Annotated in this window: 21 protein-coding genes; 17 read left to right on the top strand and 4 right to left on the bottom strand. The window is 26.8% G+C overall.

What is annotated here, in order from left to right:
• The first annotated feature begins 4 nt into the window (after positions 1-4).
• Complete coding sequence (locus AACT_RS10225) at positions 5-2,368, top strand: diguanylate cyclase (protein ID WP_228720581.1); 2,364 nt, start codon at positions 5-7, stop codon at positions 2,366-2,368.
• 32 nt (positions 2,369-2,400) lie between these two features.
• On the opposite strand, the gene selD is transcribed toward AACT_RS10225, so the two are convergent.
• Positions 2,401-3,438, bottom strand: coding sequence for a selenide, water dikinase SelD (selD, locus tag AACT_RS10220; RefSeq protein WP_216658193.1), 1,038 nt, complete (start codon positions 3,436-3,438; stop codon positions 2,401-2,403).
• Positions 3,439-3,681: 243 nt separating this feature from the next.
• On the opposite strand from selD, the gene AACT_RS10215 reads away from it, so the two are divergent.
• The 12 genes from AACT_RS10215 to AACT_RS10160 all read left to right on the top strand — a co-directional run bounded on the left by AACT_RS10215 (position 3,682) and on the right by AACT_RS10160 (position 13,440).
• The gene (locus AACT_RS10215) at positions 3,682-4,776 is read left to right on the top strand and encodes a transglutaminase family protein (protein ID WP_172126706.1); all 1,095 of its coding nucleotides are present in this window, start codon (positions 3,682-3,684) and stop codon (positions 4,774-4,776) included.
• Complete coding sequence (locus AACT_RS10210; protein WP_172126705.1) at positions 4,773-5,099, top strand: hypothetical protein; 327 nt, start codon at positions 4,773-4,775, stop codon at positions 5,097-5,099. Before AACT_RS10215 ends, AACT_RS10210 begins: the two co-directional genes overlap by 4 nt.
• Positions 5,100-5,102: 3 nt before the next feature.
• The gene (locus AACT_RS10205; RefSeq protein WP_172126704.1) at positions 5,103-5,387 is read left to right on the top strand and encodes a heavy-metal-associated domain-containing protein; all 285 of its coding nucleotides are present in this window, start codon (positions 5,103-5,105) and stop codon (positions 5,385-5,387) included.
• 124 nt (positions 5,388-5,511) lie between these two features.
• Entirely contained in the window at positions 5,512-5,964 is a 453-nt protein-coding gene (locus AACT_RS10200) for a MarR family winged helix-turn-helix transcriptional regulator (protein ID WP_172126703.1), read from the top strand.
• 59 nt (positions 5,965-6,023) lie between these two features.
• Positions 6,024-6,590, top strand: a complete 567-nt coding sequence (locus AACT_RS10195) for a YceI family protein (protein ID WP_172126702.1) — start codon at positions 6,024-6,026, stop codon at positions 6,588-6,590.
• Positions 6,591-6,618: 28 nt separating this feature from the next.
• Positions 6,619-6,822, top strand: coding sequence for a CDGSH iron-sulfur domain-containing protein (locus AACT_RS10190; RefSeq protein ID WP_172126701.1), 204 nt, complete (start codon positions 6,619-6,621; stop codon positions 6,820-6,822).
• A 9-nt stretch (positions 6,823-6,831) separates the two neighbouring features.
• A complete protein-coding gene (locus AACT_RS10185) occupies positions 6,832-7,611 on the top strand; it encodes a DODA-type extradiol aromatic ring-opening family dioxygenase (protein WP_172126700.1) in 780 nt (259 codons plus the stop codon).
• A 26-nt stretch (positions 7,612-7,637) separates the two neighbouring features.
• Positions 7,638-8,342: a pirin family protein gene (locus AACT_RS10180; protein ID WP_172126699.1), complete on the top strand. Its 705-nt coding sequence runs from the start codon at positions 7,638-7,640 to the stop codon at positions 8,340-8,342.
• Between the two features lie 96 nt (positions 8,343-8,438).
• Positions 8,439-8,879 carry a hypothetical protein gene (locus AACT_RS10175; protein WP_172126698.1) on the top strand — a complete coding sequence of 147 codons (441 nt, stop codon included), beginning with the start codon at positions 8,439-8,441 and terminating at the stop codon, positions 8,877-8,879.
• Positions 8,880-9,041: 162 nt separating this feature from the next.
• On the top strand, positions 9,042-9,656 hold the full coding sequence (locus AACT_RS10170; protein WP_172126697.1) for a TetR/AcrR family transcriptional regulator: 615 nt from the start codon (positions 9,042-9,044) through the stop codon (positions 9,654-9,656).
• A 52-nt stretch (positions 9,657-9,708) separates the two neighbouring features.
• Positions 9,709-10,407 carry an efflux RND transporter periplasmic adaptor subunit gene (locus AACT_RS10165; RefSeq protein ID WP_172126696.1) on the top strand — a complete coding sequence of 233 codons (699 nt, stop codon included), beginning with the start codon at positions 9,709-9,711 and terminating at the stop codon, positions 10,405-10,407.
• Positions 10,408-10,410: 3 nt separating this feature from the next.
• Positions 10,411-13,440, top strand: a complete 3,030-nt coding sequence (locus tag AACT_RS10160) for an efflux RND transporter permease subunit (RefSeq protein ID WP_172126695.1) — start codon at positions 10,411-10,413, stop codon at positions 13,438-13,440.
• A gap of 13 nt (positions 13,441-13,453) precedes the next feature.
• Here the strand turns inward: AACT_RS10160 and AACT_RS10155 are convergent, their stop codons facing one another.
• Genes AACT_RS10155 through AACT_RS10145 form a run of 3 tightly spaced genes read right to left on the bottom strand, consistent with a single transcriptional unit; the run spans position 13,454 to position 16,845 of the window.
• Complete coding sequence (locus tag AACT_RS10155; RefSeq protein WP_172128651.1) at positions 13,454-14,116, bottom strand: response regulator; 663 nt, start codon at positions 14,114-14,116, stop codon at positions 13,454-13,456.
• Entirely contained in the window at positions 14,109-15,701 is a 1,593-nt protein-coding gene (locus tag AACT_RS10150; protein ID WP_172126694.1) for a sensor histidine kinase, read from the bottom strand. The genes AACT_RS10155 and AACT_RS10150 overlap by 8 nt, the downstream gene beginning before the upstream one ends.
• On the bottom strand, positions 15,691-16,845 hold the full coding sequence (locus AACT_RS10145) for an ABC transporter substrate-binding protein (protein WP_172126693.1): 1,155 nt from the start codon (positions 16,843-16,845) through the stop codon (positions 15,691-15,693). Before AACT_RS10145 ends, AACT_RS10150 begins: the two co-directional genes overlap by 11 nt.
• Before the next feature lie 200 nt (positions 16,846-17,045).
• Here AACT_RS10145 and AACT_RS10140 point away from each other — a divergent pair, with 200 nt between their 5' ends.
• The 4 genes from AACT_RS10140 to AACT_RS10125 all read left to right on the top strand — a co-directional run bounded on the left by AACT_RS10140 (position 17,046) and on the right by AACT_RS10125 (position 21,170).
• Positions 17,046-18,077 (top strand): IS5 family transposase, encoded by a 1,032-nt coding sequence (locus AACT_RS10140; protein WP_172125441.1) that lies wholly within the window; start codon positions 17,046-17,048, stop codon positions 18,075-18,077.
• A 279-nt stretch (positions 18,078-18,356) separates the two neighbouring features.
• Complete coding sequence (locus AACT_RS10135) at positions 18,357-20,054, top strand: 4Fe-4S binding protein (protein ID WP_172126692.1); 1,698 nt, start codon at positions 18,357-18,359, stop codon at positions 20,052-20,054.
• Complete coding sequence (locus AACT_RS10130) at positions 20,044-20,820, top strand: TorD/DmsD family molecular chaperone (protein WP_172126691.1); 777 nt, start codon at positions 20,044-20,046, stop codon at positions 20,818-20,820. Before AACT_RS10135 ends, AACT_RS10130 begins: the two co-directional genes overlap by 11 nt.
• A 137-nt stretch (positions 20,821-20,957) precedes the next feature.
• On the top strand, positions 20,958-21,170 hold the full coding sequence (locus tag AACT_RS10125) for a Tat pathway signal protein (protein ID WP_172126690.1): 213 nt from the start codon (positions 20,958-20,960) through the stop codon (positions 21,168-21,170).
• Positions 21,171-21,175: the final 5 nt, after the last annotated feature.

Genomic DNA, 21,175 nt, shown 5'->3' with positions numbered 1-21,175 from the left:
AGAAATAACTGTTGCAAATTTACCTACATTGCCTCCTTTTAATTTTTATGAAGATGGAAAACCAAAGGGTTATTCTGTTGATTATATGAAATTAGTTGGAGAGTACTTAGGAATTAAAATAGAGTTTATTAGTGATAAATCTTGGGATGAATATCTTTTGATGTTAAAAAATAATGAAATAGATTTAATCCCTCATGTGGCTGTTTCTAAAGAAAGAGAAAAATACCTAGCTTTTACAAACTTTAATCATATTGAATACAATACTGGAATTGCAATTAATAAAAATAGCACTATTAAATCAATGAAAGATTTAAATAATAAAGTGATTTCCGTTACTAATAGTACTTTTTTACATAACTACTTAAAAAACAAATTCCCAAAATATACTTTATTATTAACTTCTTCAACTGAAAAATCCATTGAAACTTTATCCTTAGGTGAATCAAATGCAGTAATCGGTAGTTTACCTACCCTTAATTACTATATTCAAAGAAATTGGTTAAGTAATATTAAAACTATTAGTGTTGATGATTTTGGAACTTCATTTAAAACCAATCTACCCATGGCTGTATCAAAAGAAAATGAGATATTAAAATCTATTCTAGAAAAAGTAAATCTAGCTATTCCTTATAGTGAAATAAATAAATTAAAACAGAAATGGATGAGTGTAACATCATTTGAATATTTAAATGATGATATTAATAGTGAAGAAATTGAATATCTAAAGACCAAAAAAAATATAAAAATATGTGTATTGCCAAACTGGCTTCCCTTTGAACAAATTGATGAAAATGGTAAGCACAAAGGAATTGGTGCTGATATTATGAAAATAATTTCAAAATATATAGATAAACCAATTGAGCTAATACCTACTAAAGAATGGGCAGAATCCTTACAAAATATAAAAGATAGAAAATGTGATGTTTTACCTGTAGTTATGGATGTTCCAAGTCGAAGAATTGCAATAAATTTTACTAAACCTTATGTAGAAGAACCTTTTGTTATTGCTACTACAATGGATAAATTTTTTATCAAAGATAGTACTTCTCTTAATAATAAGAAAGTGGGAATAGTAAGAAACTATGCATTTATTGAAGTTTTGAAAGATAAGAATCCTTCTGTAGAAATTGTTGATGTATCAGATACAAAAGAAGGATTAGAAAGAGTTAGGAGTGGTGAACTTTTTGGATATATAGATACTATGCCTACTATTGGTTATGCTATTCAAAAGTATTCTATGTTAGATTTAAAAATTGCAGGAAAATTAGAGTTTGATATAGAACTTAGCATTGGGTCAAGAAGTGATGAGCCAATTTTAAATACTATTATGCAAAAAGCTTTGGATTCTATAAGTCTAGAGCATAAAAGAACTATTATTGGTAAATGGATTGAAATAAAAGTTTTACAAGCATTTGACTATACTATTTTATGGCAAATTACTGCTATATTTTTAATTATTGTATTAGCTGTTTTATATAAAAATAGGACTGTTATTCTTCTTAATAATGAACTAACAAAAGCTAAAGAAGAAAGAGAAGAACAACAAAAAATGGTTAATAAATATGTTCCAATATTATCAACAGATACTAAAGGAATAATAACAGATGTAAATGAATCTTATTGTAATGCTACTGGTTTTTCAAAAAAAGAGCTAATAGGCTCTACCCATAGTATTATGAGACATCCAGATATGAAACATGAAGTTTTTGAAGATATCTGGAATACAATAAATAAAGATCAAATTTGGTCAGGAGAAATTAAAAATTTAAAGAAAAACAAAACTAATATAATTTTTAATGTAAATATTGAACCAATTTTTAAAAATAATATAAAAATAGGTTATAGATCAATTTCTGAAGATATAACCGATAAAAAAAGAATTGAAGAATTATCAGTAACTGATAAATTAACAGGTTTATATAATAGACTAAAATTAGATGAATTAATGATAATAAAGATTGAAGAATTTAGAAGATATAACGTAAACTTTTCTATTATATTATTAGATGTAGATAATTTCAAAAGTGTAAATGATACATATGGTCATGATGTAGGAGATTATGTTTTACAAACAATTGCAAAGACATTACGAACTCATATTAGAATCACTGATATTATAGGAAGATGGGGTGGAGAAGAGTTTTTAATTATCTGTAATAATACAAATTTAGATAATTCAAAAATCCTTGCAGAAAATATTAGAAAAATTGTAGAAAATATAAAATTTGATAAAGTAGGGACTAAAACTATAAGTTTAGGTTTATCAGAGTTTCAAAAAGATGATGATGTAAAAAGTATCTTTAAAAGAGCAGATGATGCTTTATATGAAGCTAAAACTACAGGTAAAAATAAAGTTTGCACACTTTAAGTAATTAAGTAAAGAAAAAATCTTTACTTAATTTAATGAATAATAATAGGCTTTATTCCTCTTGGAATTACCTGTCCTATGATACTTGCATAACCAAAAGATAGCTCTTCTAGTTCTTTTATATACTCAATAGCGTCACTTTCTTTCATGGCTATTAATAAACCACCTGATGTTTGTGCATCACATAATAAAGCTTTACAATAAGTAGGTAGGTTGTTCATATATAAAATTTTATCTTCTACATATTTTATATTTCTTTTTGTTCCACCTGGAATTACATCATTTGCACATAACTCTATAGCTTCATTTACAATTGGCACATCATTACATGAAATATTAAAGGTAACCAGTTCATTTGTGCATTCTAAGGCATGCCCAAGTAGTCCAAAACCTGTAATATCAGTACAAGAACTTACATCATATTTTCTCATTATTTTTGATGGTAAGTAATTTAAACTTGCCATTATTTTTGCGCAATCTTTTATAAAGTTTAAAGGTAATAAATCTCTTTTTATTGCTGTTGATAATATACCCATACCTAAAGGTTTTGTTAAAACTAATACATGCCCAATTTTTGAAGTATTATTTCTAATTATATCTTTTGGATGAATCATTCCTGTAACTGATAATCCATAATACATTTCAGGTGATTCAATAGTGTGTCCACCTAAAAGTACACCACCGCACTCTTTGATTTTTTCATTTCCACCATTTAAAATAAGTCCTAAAGCCTCTTTAGAAATATTTTTTTTGTCAAAACCTACAATATTCATGGCTGTTTTTACATCAGCACCCATTGCAAATACATCACTAAGTGCATTTGCAGCTGCAATTTGTCCATAAATATATGGATCATCAACAACAGGAGTTATAAAATCAAGTGTTTGAACTATTGCTTGTGTTTCATTTATTTGATATACACTTGCATCTTCACTTGTATCAAATCCTACTAAAATTCTCTCATCACTTGGAGTTAAACCGCAAATAGTTTGTTTAAGATCACCCGGACCCATTTTTGCAGCTCAACCAGCAGCTTGAACAAATTTTGTTAGTTTATATTCGTTGTTCATTCTTCTCCTTATATTAATTTATATGGGTTTTTATTTAAATTAGTAATTTATTATACTTACAATTTATTAAAATATTCATTATGTTCAAGTAAATTTTTTTTTACTTTTTAAGTATTTATTTATAAGAGATATATTAATATCTTTCAAATTAGTTCAAGACCATAGGTTATGGTTTGACATAAAGTTAACTATATTTACTTTATCTCTTCTGTAGAACAAAAAACTATTAGAGGTTAATCCCCCATGCAAAGAAGAACATTTCTACAAACAACAGCTACTTTATCAAGTGTTGCTGTATTAGCTCCGAGTTTTGCATTTGCAAATAAAGAAATAAATCCATTTGGAATTACAAGTAAACCAAGAAAATTTAGTGTTGCAAATACTTATTCAATAAATCCAAGTACTGAATCTACACAACTTTGGATACCACTTCCAAAAGATGAAAGTTACCATAAAGTTGTATCTTTTGATTATAAAGGAAATTTTACTGAAGCAAAAATTGTAAAAAATGAATACGATACAAGAGTTTTATATGTAAAATGGGACAAATCAGATAAAAAATCTGAATTAGAAGTTAACTTTGATGTAATTATGCAAGAAAGAACAACTAATTTCTCAAAGGCTACATCAAGTATGAATTACCCTGAAGATGTAAAAGTATTCCTAGAAGGAAGTACTCATATTCCTATTACCGCAAGTTTAACTAAATATGCAAAAGATATCGCAAAAGGTGCAAAAACTCCACTTGAAAAAGCACAAGCTGTTTATGACTGGACGGTTACAACTATGTATAGAGATGATAGTGTAATTGGTTGTGGATTAGGTGATGCTAAAAAAGCTATTGAAGAGAAAATCTATGGTGGAAAATGCACAGATATTAGTTCAGTATTGGTATGTTTATTAAGAAACTTAGGCATTCCTTCTAGAGAAGTTTTTGGTATAAGAGCTGGACAATCAAAAATCTCAAATGCTTGTGGTAAAGCAGATGATAAAGGTTTTGCAAATATTACAGGAGCTCAACATTGTCGTGCAGAATTTTATATAGATGGATTAGGATGGGTTCCTGCTGATCCTGCTGATGTTACAAAAGTAAGACTTGCTGAAAAATTAACAAATGAAGACAAAAAAGTAAAAGATGTTAAAAAATATTTCTTTGGTTCTTGGGAAATGAACTGGGTTGCATTTAATAGTGCTAGAGATTTTGTATTAAATCCAAAACCAACTCAATATCCTATAAATATGTTAGGTTATCCATATGCTGAGGTTGGAGAAGATGCTCTTGATTACTATACTCCTAAAACATTTACATATTCTTATACTTCACAAGAAATCATTTGAAAAAAAATAGGTTAACGATATTTGGAGCAGTTAGCACTGCTCTTTTATCTACGCTTTGCTGTTTACCAGCTTTTTTATTTATATTCTTTGGAGTATCAAGTGGTATTTTGACTTATTTTACAAGTTTAGAATATCTACGTATTCCTATGAGTGTTTTAACAGTTATTTTATTTATTTTAGCAATAAGACAATCAAATAAAAATATCTCTTGCCAAAAAGATAGAAGAAAAAAAATTACTCATTATACCTTTAGTATAGGCTTTTTCTTCCTATTAGTATTTTTGTTGTTTTACCCTGAAATAATACCTTACTTTATGGATTAGATTATGAAAATTTTATTTATAATATTTGCTTTTTGTTCTTTTGTTTTTGCTTCAAATGAATCACTTATAAAAGTTGAAGGAATGCATTGCCCTTTATGTACTACAGCTGTAAAAAAAGCAGTAAAAGCTGTAGATGGAGTTGAAAAAGTTAGTGTACGATTAAATACAAAAGAAGTTACAGTTACTTACAATGATAAAACAAACTTAAAAGAAATTTTAAGTGCAATTAAAACTACTTCATACGAAGGAGTTTTAATATCAACTACTTTGCATAATATTAAAAATTAAATATTAAAAACTAGCACCATAGTAAAATACATTAAATGGTATGCTGATAATTAAGATATTAATTCTTTTTTTAAATACTTGACATTATTACTAATTAGTAGTATAATTTTCCAAGGAGTATGAAATGAATAATAAATCACTAAAATCTTATGGTTTACGAACTGATAAATCTATGAAAACTGTTGTTAGATTAGAAAGAGCAGCTTTAAAAATAAACAATATGACAGTGAACTATTTATCACAACATAATCTGACGTTTAATCAATTTAAAGTTCTAGAAGTTTTATATCACTTAGGTGATTTAAATATAGGTTCAATCACAAAACTTACTATGAGCACACCTGGGAATATAACAGTTGTGGTAAAAAATCTCAAAAGAGATGAATGGATAACTTCTATAAAAGATCCAAATGATAGTAGAGTATCTATTTTGTCTATTACTCAAAAGGGAACAGATGTTATTGAAAAAGTATTTCCAAATCATGCAAATAATTTGAATAAAGCTTTAGAAATTTTAAGTGATAAAGAACTAGATACTTTATATGATTTATTGGACAAGGTTTATAAGGCAAACTGATATTTTTTTGCTTTATTAATACTAATTAGTAATATATTATAGATAAAAAAAGGAATAAAATGAAATTTTTAAAATTAAGCTTAGCATCACTTGTAGCTTCAAGTGCTCTATTTGCAGGAACATATAATGTTGACGCAAGTCATTCGAATGTTGGATTTAAAGTAAAACACTTAATGATTTCAAACGTAAATGGGAAATTTGATACATTTAGTGGTAACTTTGAATATGATGAAAAAACAAAAACATTAAAAAGTTTAGTTGGTGAAGCAAAAGTTGCTTCAATTAATACAGAAGATGCAAAAAGAGATGCGCACTTAAAATCTGCTGATTTCTTTGATGAAGCAAATCATCCTACTTTAACTTTTAAATTAGACAAAATTGATGGTGATTTTGCATATGGGAAACTTTCAATTAGAGGTATAACTAAAGATGTAAAACTTAATTTTGAAAATAATGGAGAAGCGATTGATCCTTGGGGAAATAAAAGGGTTGCTTTAGAATTAACAGGAAAAATTAATAGAAAAGATTTTGGTCTTAACTGGAATAAAGCATTAGAAGCTGGTGGAGTTTTAGTTGATGAAACTGTAAAATTAAACATTGAAGTAGAAGGAATTTTAGCTAAGTAATTAGCTAAAATTTAAAAAAGATAAAATTATGGCAACACAATTAGAAGCAAATAAAGAGTACTATTACTGTACTTGTGGTAAAAGTGAAGATGGAATTTTCTGTAATGGTTCACACAAAGGAACAGAGTTTATACCTAAAGTATTTACAGTATCTGAAACTAAAAAATATAATATTTGTGCCTGTAAGAAAACATCGAATGCACCATTTTGTGATGGTTCTCACTCTAAATAAGTATAAATTATGAATCCAACACTATTTATTTCACATGGCGCTCCAAATATTATTTTGAGTGATATCAAATCAAAAAAGAGAATAAAGAAATTAGCAGAGAATTTAGAAACACCAAAATATATTATTATATTTTCAGCACATTATTTAACAAAAGATTTAAAAATTATTTCACCCCAAGCAAATAAAATAATGTACGATTTTTATGGTTTTGAAGATGAATTATATAAAGTAAAGTATGAAATAAATAGTGATGAGAAATTAACATTAGAATTAATTGAAAAATTGAAAAAAAATAATATTGATATTTCAATAGATGAAAATAGAAAAAGTTATGACCATGGAGTTTGGAATGTCTTAGCCTTGATGTATGAAGATCTTAAAATTCCAGTATTACAAATAAGTATTCCAAGTTCTTATAGTACTGAACAGTTAATTAATTTAGGAATAAATCTTCAACAATTTAAAGATAAAGCTTTGATTATCTGTAGTGGTGGTATTACACATAACTTAGGCGATATGGGTATGAGTCTTACTACAAAAGATTATGCAAAGAAATTTAATAGTGATATTGTAAATATTATTGAAAATGCAAAAGAAGATGAATTAAAAAATATTGCAAAAAATATTAACTTCTATAAAAATCATCCTTCAACGGAACATTTTTTACCCTTATTTATAGCTTATGGAAATGCCATAAATAAGAAAGGGAAATCTTTCAATAAAGAAATGATTTATTCAAATATCTCAATGGAGAGTTTTATTTTTGATGAAAAGGAAACTTATAATTGATTAATGTATTATATCAGGAGTGAAAAATGTTAAAAAAATTGCAAAAAGAGAATATGGGTACTTCTAATTTAGGCTGGTTAGAAAGTAGATTTCATTTTAGTTTTTCAAATTATTATAACCCAAAGAATATGTGTTTTGGAGTACTTAGAGTGCTTAATGACGATATTATCCATACCACTTCTGGATTTGATATGCATCCTCATGAAAATGTGGAAATTATTACTTATGTGATTAATGGGGAACTAACACATAAAGATTCATTAGGAAATATTGAGACTCTAACAAGAGGTGATATTCAATATTTAAGTGCAGGTGATGGTATATATCATAGTGAATATAATAAAAATAAATCTCTTGATTTAAGACTTTTACAAATATGGATTATACCACCTAAAGTTGGACTTCCAAGACTTTATGGTTCAAATAAATTTGAAGAAATACAGAGAAAAAATAAATTTTTAAATATAGTATCAGGGCAAAATGGAACAGCTGATATAAAAATCCATCAAGACATAAATATTTATGTTAGTCAATTAGATTCAGATAAAAATTTAGATTTTCATATAGAAGAAAATAGACAGGTTTATTTTGTACAAATTGAAGGAAAATCAGATATAAATGGGCTTGTCTTAAATAATGGTGATGCAGTGGAAATAATAAATGAAAAACAAATAAATATAAAAGCCTTAGAAAATTCACATTTTTTATTTATTGAAATGGCAAAAGTATAATTCAAGCAAAGCATAAATTCAATTCCTATATTTAGAATATATTGCTATACTTTCACTTTTTTAACTAAAAAAATGATTTTAATAAGGCTAAAACAAATGAACCTAGCGCAAATACAAAAAGAACTGATTAAAGATTTTGACTTTGATAAGACTTTAGATATTCTTACAAAATTAGGAGAAAATTACTCTAAATATGATTTGATAGAAAATGCAAAAAATCTAATAAAAATGACCTATACTTCAAGAGAAATGGATGATGTATTTTTCTATGCAGCTTATCTTGTAGCTTCACGAGCTTATATTAAAGGAAGAGAAGTTCACTATAGTTTAAACTTTTCAATAGACATTCAATCGAATGTAGAATTTGATTTAAAAGAGACTTTTTCCCATAGAATAGTAAGTGAAAAAGAGTTTATTTTAAGAGAAGAACTAGCAAATCTTTTAGAAATAAATAAAGTTAAATATGAAGATGAAAAAGATGAATTCTCACAAACTAATATTTCTAAAATAGAAGAGATTTTAAAGATTTTAGATTAATTCTATTTTCATTTTGTCTTTTTCAAAAAATACTCAAACTTATCACAAATAAAACAAAACTCTTTTTAAAATTCCTAATAAAATTATTTGTCTTGACAAGTAAATCTAAAAGATGTATTATTTCATAAATGACTGACGGTCATTCATTAAAAAAGGTATTTTATGGCAAGAATTATAGATAAAGATGAAAAAAGAGCTAATATAGCATTATCTGCTATTAAACTTTTTTGTGAAAAGGGAATACAACAAACAAGTATTGATGAAATAGCCAAAAGTGCTGAAGTAGCAAAAGGAACTATATATCTTTATTTTAAAAATAAAGAAGAGATAGTTTTTACTATTTGGGATATTCTTTCTGCACAACATCAAGAAACTTTTCAAAAAAATATCACAGTAAATATGAGTGCAAAAGAAAAAATCCTAGAGTATTTTAATTTTAATCAACTTCAAGAAGAGTTTGATAAAGAGCAAATACTTAAACTTTTTCAACATTTTATAAGCTCAATGCTTATTGATGAAACCCAACTTTATACAGCATACTTTGAAAGTTTTTTCAAAAAAGATTATGACTTTATTTTTTTGTATTTAAATGAAGGAATTGATAAAGGTGAATTAATAATTGATGATGTTGATAACTTAACTAATATAATAATTCTACTTTTAAAAGGTCTATTAGTTAAATCAAAAGCTTCAAATATGACTTTTAATGAAACTCAAAATATTTTGAATAAACATCTTAGTTACTTACTTGACAATTACACAAAGGATAAATTATGAATAAATCAAAACTACTTAATAAAATGAGTGAACATATTAAAGGAATTATCAAATGAAAAAGATTTTTATAATTATATTATTTATGTTTCATTCCTTGTTTGCAGAGGATATTTATGCAACATTTGATGTTGTAAGTGATAAAGAGTCACAACTTGGACTTTCTGTATCAGGAATTGTAAGTACCTTAAATGTAAATGTTGGTGATAAGTTAAAAAAAGATGATTTAATTCTTTCTTTAAATAATACACAAGAAAAAAATGAATATGAAATTGCAAAAAAGAATGCAGAACATTCGGCTAATACTTATTCAAGATATGCAAAAATATCTAATGTTATAGATAAAGAAAAAATGGAGAACTACACTTTTGATAGGGATATTACTCAGTTAAATGCTAAAAATAAAGAAATCATTTTGAGAAAAACTGAGTTAAGAGCACCTTATGATTTAGTGATTACTAAAAAAAATATTGACTTAGGTGCTATTGTTTTAGCTTCTCAAACTAAACTTATTGATGTTATTGCTTTAGATGATGTGAAATTGATATTAAAATTAGATGAGAAATATTGGCAAAAAGTAAAAGTAGGGCAAAAGTTTATATATAAAGTTGATGGTAGTGATACAGATTATGAAGGAACTATTACAAAAGTATATCCAGTAATTTTAAAAGAAACAAGACAAATGCAAGCTGAAGTTCAAGCACAAAATCTTATGCCAGGTCTTTTTGGTAATGGCACAATTAAAGCAGAGTAAATAATGTATAAATTAGCTATAAATCGCCCAATCACAACTTTGATGGGTGTATTAACATTTGTTATTTTTGGAATTATGTCATATAAAAGTATGCCTATCAATCTTTTTCCTAATGTTGACTTTCCAATAGTTACAGTTCAAACTACATACAATGGAGCAGATCCATCTACTGTTGAAACAAAAGTAACTGATAAGATTGAAGAAGCGATTTCAGGTGTTGATGGTATTGATAAACTTATGTCAACAAGTTATGAAGGTTTTAGTGCGGTTACCATCCAGTTTAAACTTACAAAAGATTTAGATGAAGCCACAAATGATGTAAGAGATAAAATAGGTGCATTAAATCTTCCTTCTGAAGTTGATAAACCAGTTGTAAAGAAATTAGGGGGCGCAGGAGCTGTTATAAGTCTTTTTATAGCTTCAGATGGAAATGATACAAGCTCTTTAATGAGACTTGCAGATGAAAAACTTAAACCTCAATTACAAAGAATAAAAGGTGTTGGGGAAGTTAATATTTTAGGATATCAAGATAGAGAAATTCGTATTTTTATAGACCCCTTTTTATTAAATAAATATAATCTTAGCGCTTTAGACGTAAGTGCTATTATTTCAAAACAAAATATAAAACAAGGTGTTGGAAAAATCATTAATCAAAACCAAGAGATTATTTTAAAAGCTCAAGGTGATGCGCAAAATGTTGAAGAGATTGGTAATATATTAGTAAAATCAGGTGTTAGATTAAAAGATATTGCAACAATCAAAGATGGACTAAGTGATGCAAAAAGTTTTTCTTCTTATAATGGTCAACAAGGTGTTACTTTAGAAGTAAAAAAAATCTCAGGGGAAAATGTTTTAAATATCATCAAAGAGGTAAAGAAAGTACTTCCTAAACTTCAAGTCCTTGCAGGTGAAAATACACAAATTAAAATACTTCAAGATCAATCTGAAAAAATTATGGTAAATATTGATAATGTACAATTTGACCTAATCTTTGGAGCTTTTCTTTCTGTTTTTATTGTATTTGTTTTTTTACGAAATACAACAGCTACTTTTGTTTCAGCCTTAGCAATTCCCACTTCTGTTATTGGAACTTTTGCTATTATTGATTATTTGGGATATGACTTAAATCGTTTAACACTTATTGGACTTACCCTTGCAATTGGAATATTTATTGATGATGCTATTGTTGTAATTGAAAATATCATGAAAAAAATGGAAGATGGCGCAACAACATTTCAAGCTTCTTTTGAAGGTGCAAAAGAGGTTGCTTTTTCAATTCTTGCTATTTCATCTGTTTTATTAGCAGTTTTTGTACCAGTGGCTTTCATGGATGGAATTGTAGGAATGTTTTTTAACTCATTTGCAATGACTGTTGCTTCTGGAATTGTAATTTCTTATTTTGTTGCCATTATGTTTATTCCAAGTATTGGGGCAAGGGTTTTAAGTACAAAACAAAGTCGTTTTTATCATGCAACTGAGCCTATATTATCTGCCATTGATAAAAGTTATACTTGGTTATTAAAGCCATTACTTCGTTTTAAAACTATTACGATTATTGTAACAATTGGTATATTAGTTGCTTCAACTACTTTAAAAGTTGGAATGTCATTTTTACCAATGCAAGATAATGCAGAGTTTCAAATCACTATAAAAGCACCTGTTGGAATTAATTTAGAATCAATGAAAAAAGCTATGATTCCCTTTGATGATATGTTAAAAGAGGATAAAGATATTTTATATTCAATTTCATCGATTGGTTATAACTCAGCTCAAGAGTTACATAAAGGAAGAGTTTATGTAAAACTTAAAAGCTTAAAAGAAAGAACAAAAACACAAGAAGCAATAATTCAATACTATAGGGATAAATTCTCATCAATTAAAGATATGATAATATCTGTTGAGAAAGTAGATGATTTTGATACAGGAACAACAACAGCACCTGTTCAAGTTGTAATCAAAGGTGATAAACTTGAAGAATTAGATGTTTTATCTACAAAGTTAATGAATATTCTAAAAGAAACTCCTGGTGTTGTGGATGTTGATAGAGATTTTGAAAATGGAAAACCTGAGATTAAAATTGGTATTTTAAGAGAAAATGCCCAAAGAGTAGGAGTTAGTGTTGAAGATATTGCTTCAATTTTAGGTTCAGCATATTCAAGTGATAGTGCAGTTTCATATTTTGAAGACAATGGAAGACAATTTGATATAACTGTTCGATTAAAAGATAATTTTAGATCTTCACTTGATGATTTAAAAAAACTACAAGTTCGTAATTCAAATGGTCAATTTGTTGCTCTTGATGGATTAATAAAAATCGAAGAAACTCTAGGAAATGCTTCAATAAACAGATTTGATAGGGAAAGAAAAGTTTTAGTAACAGCAAATATTTTTAATACTTCCCTTGATAAAATCGTAGAAATTGTTGATTCTAAAATGCCAGAAATTTTACCTTTAGGATATAGCTATCGTTATACAGGAGATGTTGAAAATATGGTAGATACAAATAAGGCTTTTGCCTCTGCTGTTTTCTTTGCTGTAATTTTGATTTATCTTATTCTTGCAGCATTATATGAATCACTTATTCAGCCCTTTATTATTATGATTTCAATGCCTTTATCTTTTACAGGAGTTATGGTTGCTTTATATTTAAGTGGAAATTCTTTTAGTTTATTTGTAATGATTGGGATTATTTTACTCTTAGGAATGGTTGGTAAAAATGCTATTTTAGTTGTGGATTTTGCAAATCGTGCAATCAAAGATGGAAAAAGTATTGATGATGCACTTTTAGAAGCAGGTGAAAAAAGGTTACGTCCAATTTTAATGACAACCTTTGCAATGATTGGAGCTATGCTTCCTTTAGCTTTTGGAAGTGGAGCAGGGCATGAAAGTAATGCTCCGATGGCAATAGCAATTATTGGAGGACTTATAAGTTCAACTATCTTAACCCTTTTAGTAGTTCCTGCTATTTATAAATTTATGTATCCACTTGATGCATGGCTTAGAAAATGGTACGAAAAAGGTATAGTTAAATAAAAAAGCATATAAACTATAGATTCTCTAATGTTTTTTCATTGAATCTATAAGTTTTATGTTGAACTTTTACCAAGATATTTTTTTCTGCTAACTCTTTAAATAGTTTAATAAGCGTTGGTTTTGAAATTGAAAAACTATCCATTATATCTGTATATGAAGCTGTAAAAAGGTTTTCATTATCTAAATTATTTAGAATATATTTTATAATTGCAACTTGCTTTCCATCTGTTATAGCTGAAATTGTTTTTATTAAATTATTGTTTTTTTGAATCTCTTTTTTTTGAACAATTGGAAGTAAAATATCGTGTAAACTATTTAATAACTCTTTAATATTTATAGGTTTTATAATATAGTTTTCAACTTTTAATCTTATTGCATCTAATAAATATTGAGTATCAGTGTGAGCAGTTGTAAGAATAGTAGGAATATTTATATTTTTATTTTTTATGTGTTTTAAAAAATCAATACCATTTTCATCTTTTAATAAAATATCAGAAATTATTACATCAACTTTTTTATTTAAAAGTATATCTAAAGCTTCACTTATAGTTTTTACAGCATAAATATTGTTTACAAAATCTTCTAAAATATCTTTTGTATGTTTTAATAGATTTTCATCATCTTCAAGATATAAAATATTGAATTCATGTAAAATATTTAAATCATTGTTATTCATCATCACTCTCTTTATAGTTGTTTTTTATAGGTATTTTTATTGTAAACAAAGTACAGTCAAAAACTCTTTCATCCTTTATTTTATGGCGAATATTTTTACAAGATAATTGACCTTCCATATGTTTTTCAATTATTTGTTTAGACATATAAAGTCCTATTCCAGTTCCTGCACTTTTATATTTTGTTGTATAGTAAGGTTCGAAAATTTTTGGTAAAACTTCTTGAGGTATTCCTCCTGCATTATCTACTATATTTACAACAAGATTATTCTCAAATTTATTTACAATTATTTTTATGATTCTATCATTTTTATTAACATTTGAACATAAAGCATCTTTTGCATTTGTGATGATATTTAAGAACACATGAGATAATTCATTATAAAAACTATTGATTTCTACATCTTTTTTTATTGTTAACTCAACTTTTATATTCTCTCTTAATAATAAATATTTTGAAAGCTCAATAGAGTGTTCAATACAATTTTTAATTGAAAATTTACTTTTTATTTTATTTGGAGAAAAGAAGTTTTTAAAATCATCAAGGGTATTTGACATATTATTAGCTAGAAACAGGGCATCTTTAACTTTTTCATCAACAAAATCAGGTGTTAATTTACCTAATAATAGTTTTGTTTGAAAGCTTTGAATAATCATGGTAATAGATCCCAATGGTTGTCTCCATTGGTGAGCAATATTGTTTAACATTTCACCCAAAGATGCAAGTCTTGCTTGTTGGAACATGATAATATCTTTTTTTCTATTTTGGGAAACTTCTTTTGAAATTTTTGACTCAAGGGACATATTTAACTCTTGAAGTTCTTTTGTTTTTATATCAACTTTTTGTTCAAGTGAATTATGTAATTTTTTGAAATTGTTTATAATAAAAATAGACAAAATAATAGAAAATAAAAATACTATAAAAATAGAAATAATAGAGAAAATCAAAATGATATTAAAAATTTTATCAGTATTTCTTTTTTCATTAATAGCTAATGATAAATCATAATTAATTAAACTTGTTAGATAAATAGAAACGGCATTTATTTGAAGATTTAGTTCTAAATGGAATTTTTCTTCATTAGTATCTATATTTATTTTAGCAAGTTTACTTTTTATGATTTGCATTTTTGTATTAATATTATTCATAATATTGTTTTTTAGGGCTTTATTTTCATAATAATTTTCTTCTTTAATTATGAAATCTTTAATAAAAGTTGTTAAAAAATCTTTATTTTGTACTTTTATTTGATTTTTGTATAAAAGCCAGTTCTTATCAATAATTTCTTGGGCTAATTTTAAAACTTCAGAAGTTTGTTCAAAAGAGATTTGTTTTTTCTCAAAATCTCTTAATGTATCTTGAACATTTACTTGAAAGGTATCTTTTATATTTTCTAGTTGCATTAAACTTTTTGTTCTTTTATCAAATAAAATATCAAAATCTTGTTTTACTGCAAAAATAGATATTTGTGAAAGTATAATAATACAAATCATTCCTCCTGCGATTATAAAAATTAAAAAAGCAGTTTTATATCTAAATTTTAAATTATCAAAATAATTTATTAGTTTATCAATTTTATTTTTCATTTTTCAACTCAAGGAATTGATTGTTTTTATACTCAAATAAGTAAACGTTATTTAAAAGTTGAGAGTTCTCAAATTTAATATTAATTCCTTCTAATAAGTTAGTAGGTGTTGTTTTTAGCATATAAATAAACTTTTCTCTAGTAATATCACCTTGAATTCTAGAAATTGCATTTACCAAAACTTTTGCAGATAAAAATGCTTCAAGGGATAAAAATCCTAATTCTTCATTTGGATAATATTTTTTCATAAGATTTTGATACTCAAAAACTACAGGAATATCGCTATTTATATAGCTAGGAACAACTTGTGAAAAAATTAGATTTTGAGTATTTGTATCTAGTTTTTCTAGTTCTTTTATCATAGAGTTCGCATCACCAAAAGAGATATTACAAAAAATTGTATCTTTTAGATTTTCATTTTCTTTTGCTTTTTTGATAAATAAAGAGTTTGTTTTATAAGCTCCTATCATAAATATAACTTGGGGATTTGCATCTTTTATTTCATTAAAAGCATGACTTATTGATAGGGTATTTCTTTTATAAGAACCCTCAGCTACAAGTTTTATATCTTTATTTTTAAGGGCTTGTAATAATGAAATATATCCTTCTTCTCCATAATCATCATTTTGATAAAAAACGGCAACTTTATTTAGCTTTTTTTGCTTAGACAAATAGTTTATCAATGCTTCAATTTCTTGATTATAAGATGCTCTAAAATTTATGAAGTTTTCATTTTTATTATCTCTTAGAAAAGAAGCTCCTGTAAATGCTGAAAAAAATGGAATATTTTCATCATATAAAATAGGTAAAACTCTTTTTACCGTGGGAGTTCCAACAAAACCAAAAAGAGCAAATACTTTTTCTTTATAAATAAGTTTATTTGTGTTTTCTAAGGTGAGCTCAGGCTCGTATTTATCATCGTATGTTAGAAATTTAATCTCTTTATTTCCAAGTAAATGATTTTCATTTGAATAATTTAAATAACTATTTACACCACTTGTAACAGCATCTCCCCAAGATTTTATAATTCCACTATTTGGTAGTGAAGCGCCAATAACAATTGTTTTATCTTTGAATACATCATCTTTGAAATATATATAAAAAATAATAAATATAAATATAATTATAGGTAGTCGTTTTATCATGTGATAGTTTACAGAAAAAATTAAAAAAAATACTTTAGGGCACCTCTAAAAATTAGTCAATATTCATAAAAATTGAAAATATTCATAAAATCACTGATGATGTATACTTTGCAATAAAGCGACAAAACCCTTTATGTAAGGCTTTTTGTAGGACTTTTTAGCTAAAATATCTATATAAATATAGGTACAAAGGTTAAAAAATGGCAGGACTATTTGACTACGAATTTCAATTGGAAAAAATCAATAAACATCAACCACCGCTACAAAAACTAAACAAGATTATTGATTGGGAGATGTTTAGAGAAACAATTGAATCAGCTTTAGAAAAAGAGGATAGAAAGTCAAATGCAGGAAGAAAGCCATACGATAAATTGCTAATGTTTAAAATTTTAATACTTCAACGATATTATAATCTTTCAGATGAACAAACAGAATTTCAGATCAAAGATAGATTATCATTTTTAGATTTTTTAGGATTGCAAATCGGTGATGATGTACCAGATGAAAAGACTATATGGTTGTTTAAAGAGCAACTAAAAGAGAAAGGTTTATCCAAAAAATTATTTGAACTATTTACCTCTAAACTTATCTCAAATGGAATAGTTGCCAAAGAGGGGACAATCGTTGATGCTTCATTTGTAAATGTACCCAAACAAAGAAATACAAGAGATGAAAATAAACAAATCAAAGAGGATAAAATGCCACAAAGCTTTGAAGACAATCCAAATAAAAAAGCTCAAAAAGATTGTGATGCAAGATGGACAACAAAAGGAGGTCAAAGAGAATATGGATATAAAGATCATGTAGCCTCAGATCAGAAAACTAAAATTATCACTAAATATGAAGTGACGCCAGCTTCAACCCATGATTCACAAGTGGTTAAAGATTTGATAGATGGAGATGATAATACCCTCTATGCTGATAGTGCTTATAAATCTGAAGAGACTGAGCAATATCTCGAAAGTAAAAATGTGAAATCAAAAGTTATCAAAAGAGCCTACAGAAACAAACCCTTAACCAATGCCCAGCATAAAGAAAATTATAAACACTCTAAAACAAGAGTAAGAGTTGAACATATATTTGGAACACTTACAACTCAAATGCATAATGCACTTAATCTTCTCTCAATTGGAATAGATAGGATAAAGTCCACAATAGGACTTACGAACCTTACCTACAACTTAGTCAGATACGAACAGATGGTTAGATTACAAAAGGTAAAATTGATATGAAAAGAGTTGGGAAATGGATGAAATATCCAAAATATTAGGGTGATTTCCACAAAATTCTTAGTAAAGTTCAGTTAGAATTGGGCTGAGATTTTTTAAAAATCAAAAAAAGTAAAAGTTGGGAGCTTTAAAAGGTATTTTTAGAGGTTCCCTTTAAATTGATAGTATACAAAAGTAACAGTTTTAACAAAAAAGGTAAAATATTTTTTAACTTTTAAGTATTGTTTAATTTTTAAACATATAAAATAAATAAAATAACTTTTAGTAAAAAGGGCATAGTTTATGCAAGATTTTATATATTATAATGCTTCGGGGCTAGATTTTCCCATCAGTGAGCAGATACTAGTAACAAACAATATTGAAGAACTAAAAGATAAAAGTTTTTTAATTTCAAACTCAAAAGAAATTAATTGTGAACTAAGTGCACAAGAAATAGATTTCTATATAAAAAATACACAAGATTCACTATCAGATAAAATTAAAAATGTTTTAAAACTTTATGAAATTGCTGCGACAAAATACGATTTTGCTCAAGATATTTCATATTCAAGTGAAGTTTCAAAAGAACTTCTGCTAATCACAAGTAAATCAGAAGATTATGAACTATTTATATCAAAAATTAAATCAGATGATTTCGAACTTTTTTCAATAAATGAAGAGATAATTAAATCAATATCAGGACATATCGGAAATCTTCAAGTAATTGTTGATGATGAGGGAGAAGATGTAACTTTAAATGTTTCTCAAATTGTTTGGTTTGATGCTAAACAAATGGGATTAGATCAAAGCGGAACTTTTGATCCAAATTTATCAAGTGTTGATGATGTAATACAAACTTTAAAAGAAAATATAAATTCATACTCTTATAAAAAATTCACAACTTATGATAAATCAATCTGCCAATATGATGGAAGAAGAGAAGTTATTTGTAGTAAATGTGAAGAAGTTTGTCCAACGGTGGCTATTACTAAAGATGATAAAACTAAAACATTAACTTTTTCACAAATAGATTGTCATGGTTGCGGAGGTTGTATCTCTGTATGTCCAAGTGGTGCTTTAGAATATGCACCTATGAATAGAGAATCTATCTATGAAGTTAGTAAATTTTATAAAGAGACTCACCCTTTAATTATTCCTGAAAAAATGAATATTACAAATTTAGAATCATTTTTAAAAGAAGGTGTATTACCTCTTGCAATTGAAGGTGAAAAGTTTTTAGATGAATCTTCTTTTTTAACTCTTCTTCAAATGTCAGGATCTCAAATTATCTTTTATAGTGACTTTTTATCAAAAGGTTCAAAAGATGCAATTAGAATTGTAAATGATATTTATCAAAAAAAATATTCAAAAGATGCAATTTTAGTAGCTATGAATGAAGATGAATTAAAAACTGCATTGGAAGAAGTTTCTTTTGTGGAAAATTCATATTTCAATTTTAATCAAGACACTCTTAAAAAAAGAGAGATTTTTTCACATAGACTTCAAAAACTCATAGGTGAAGATAATCTAGGTATTGTTAAAACAGGTGAACATGTACATTATGGAAAAGTAATTGTAAATGAATCAACTTGTACTTTATGTCTAGTTTGCGTTGGATCTTGTAATGTTGGAGCATTAATTGCAGATGCTAAAGATAATACATTAAGATTAAATCCAAGTTTATGTACCTCATGTGGTTACTGTGAAATTTCATGTCCTGAAAAAGATTGTTTAACAATACAGCGTGATATTATAGAACTACAACCATCTTGGTTTAAAGACAGTGTTTTAGCACAAGATACGCTTTTTGCCTGTGTTGAATGCGGAAAAGAGTTTGCTACAACTAAAGCTATTGAAAAAATAGCAGCTATGATGGGACCAATTTTTTCTGTTGATCCTGTAAAAGAGAGAAGTTTATATTGCTGTGCTGATTGTAAACCAAAAATTATGATGCAAAGCTATTTTGATAAAAAAAATCAAGGAGAAAATAATGCAAGATAATCAAACAATAAATAAAGCAAGAGCTTTATACTACAACCTTTTTGCAAATTTCTTTGTGGAGAGTTCTAAGAGTGAGAACTACTTTGAATTATTAAGATTAATAAATATTTTAAAACAAAATCCTCTTGATGAACTTTCAGGTGAAGCTTTAGAAAATATTTCAAGCTTATTGGATCCTAGTTCAAATGTTGCTTTATTAAAAGAGTTTGATGATTTATTTCATAATCCAACAACTAAAAAAATCAGACAAACAGCATCATTCTATGATGAAGGCGTTGAGTCAGGTAAAAAAAGAGTTGAGATGATTCAATTTGTTGCTAAAACAAAAATTAGAAGAGATGAAAAAAACTATTTTGAGTATGAAGATTCAGTTGGGTTTATTTTTTCTTTAATGGCAGAATTAACAAATCAAATATCAAATGGTGAAAAAGTTTATGAAAATACAGTTCATTGTATTTTTGCTGAAATTTTAAATGAATTTATTGAAGAGTTTGCTAAAGATGTATTTGAGCATAATAGTTCTAAAATATATAAAGAGTTAATGATAGTTCTTCATTCATTTGTTGCTTTTGAAAGATTATATTTAGAAGTATCTAAAGCTCCTAAAAAAGAGCGAATAGTAAAAAAAGAAGAAGAAACTTGTGATGTTATTTCAGATGAAGAAATGGCTAGACGTGCGAGAAATAAAGCATTAAAAGCATTAGGACCAAAAGAAGAAGAAGCTTGTCCTATTGATATTGTAAGTGTGGGTGAAACAGAAATCTAAAAAGGTAAAAACCTTTTTAGAGATTTTATAAAGAAAGTTTTGCTTTTTTTATAAAGTCTCTTAATAAAGTGCCTTTTAAAAACCTTAAGTTTTTAAGAGTGCCTTTTAGGGGCTCAATTTCTATAAGGAGGTCAGTCGTGCAAGAAAGCAGAAGAGAATTTGCAAAAAAAGCTGCAATGGTCGCTGCGGGAGCGGCAGTTGTTGGTGGTTCGAGTGTGTTGGCTAATAGTAGTGAATCATCTGTTCAAGGTGATAGCAATAATGGTGTTGTTTTAGGGAGCTCTAGAAAAAAAGAGATTCTTTACAAAAAAACTGCAGCTTGGGAAGAATTTTACAAGACTGCAAAATAAGTAAA

Origin of the sequence: Arcobacter acticola (assembly GCF_013177675.1) — a bacterium.
GTDB classification, from domain to species: domain Bacteria; phylum Campylobacterota; class Campylobacteria; order Campylobacterales; family Arcobacteraceae; genus Aliarcobacter; species Aliarcobacter acticola.
This window is presented reverse-complemented; position numbering and strand designations above follow the sequence as displayed.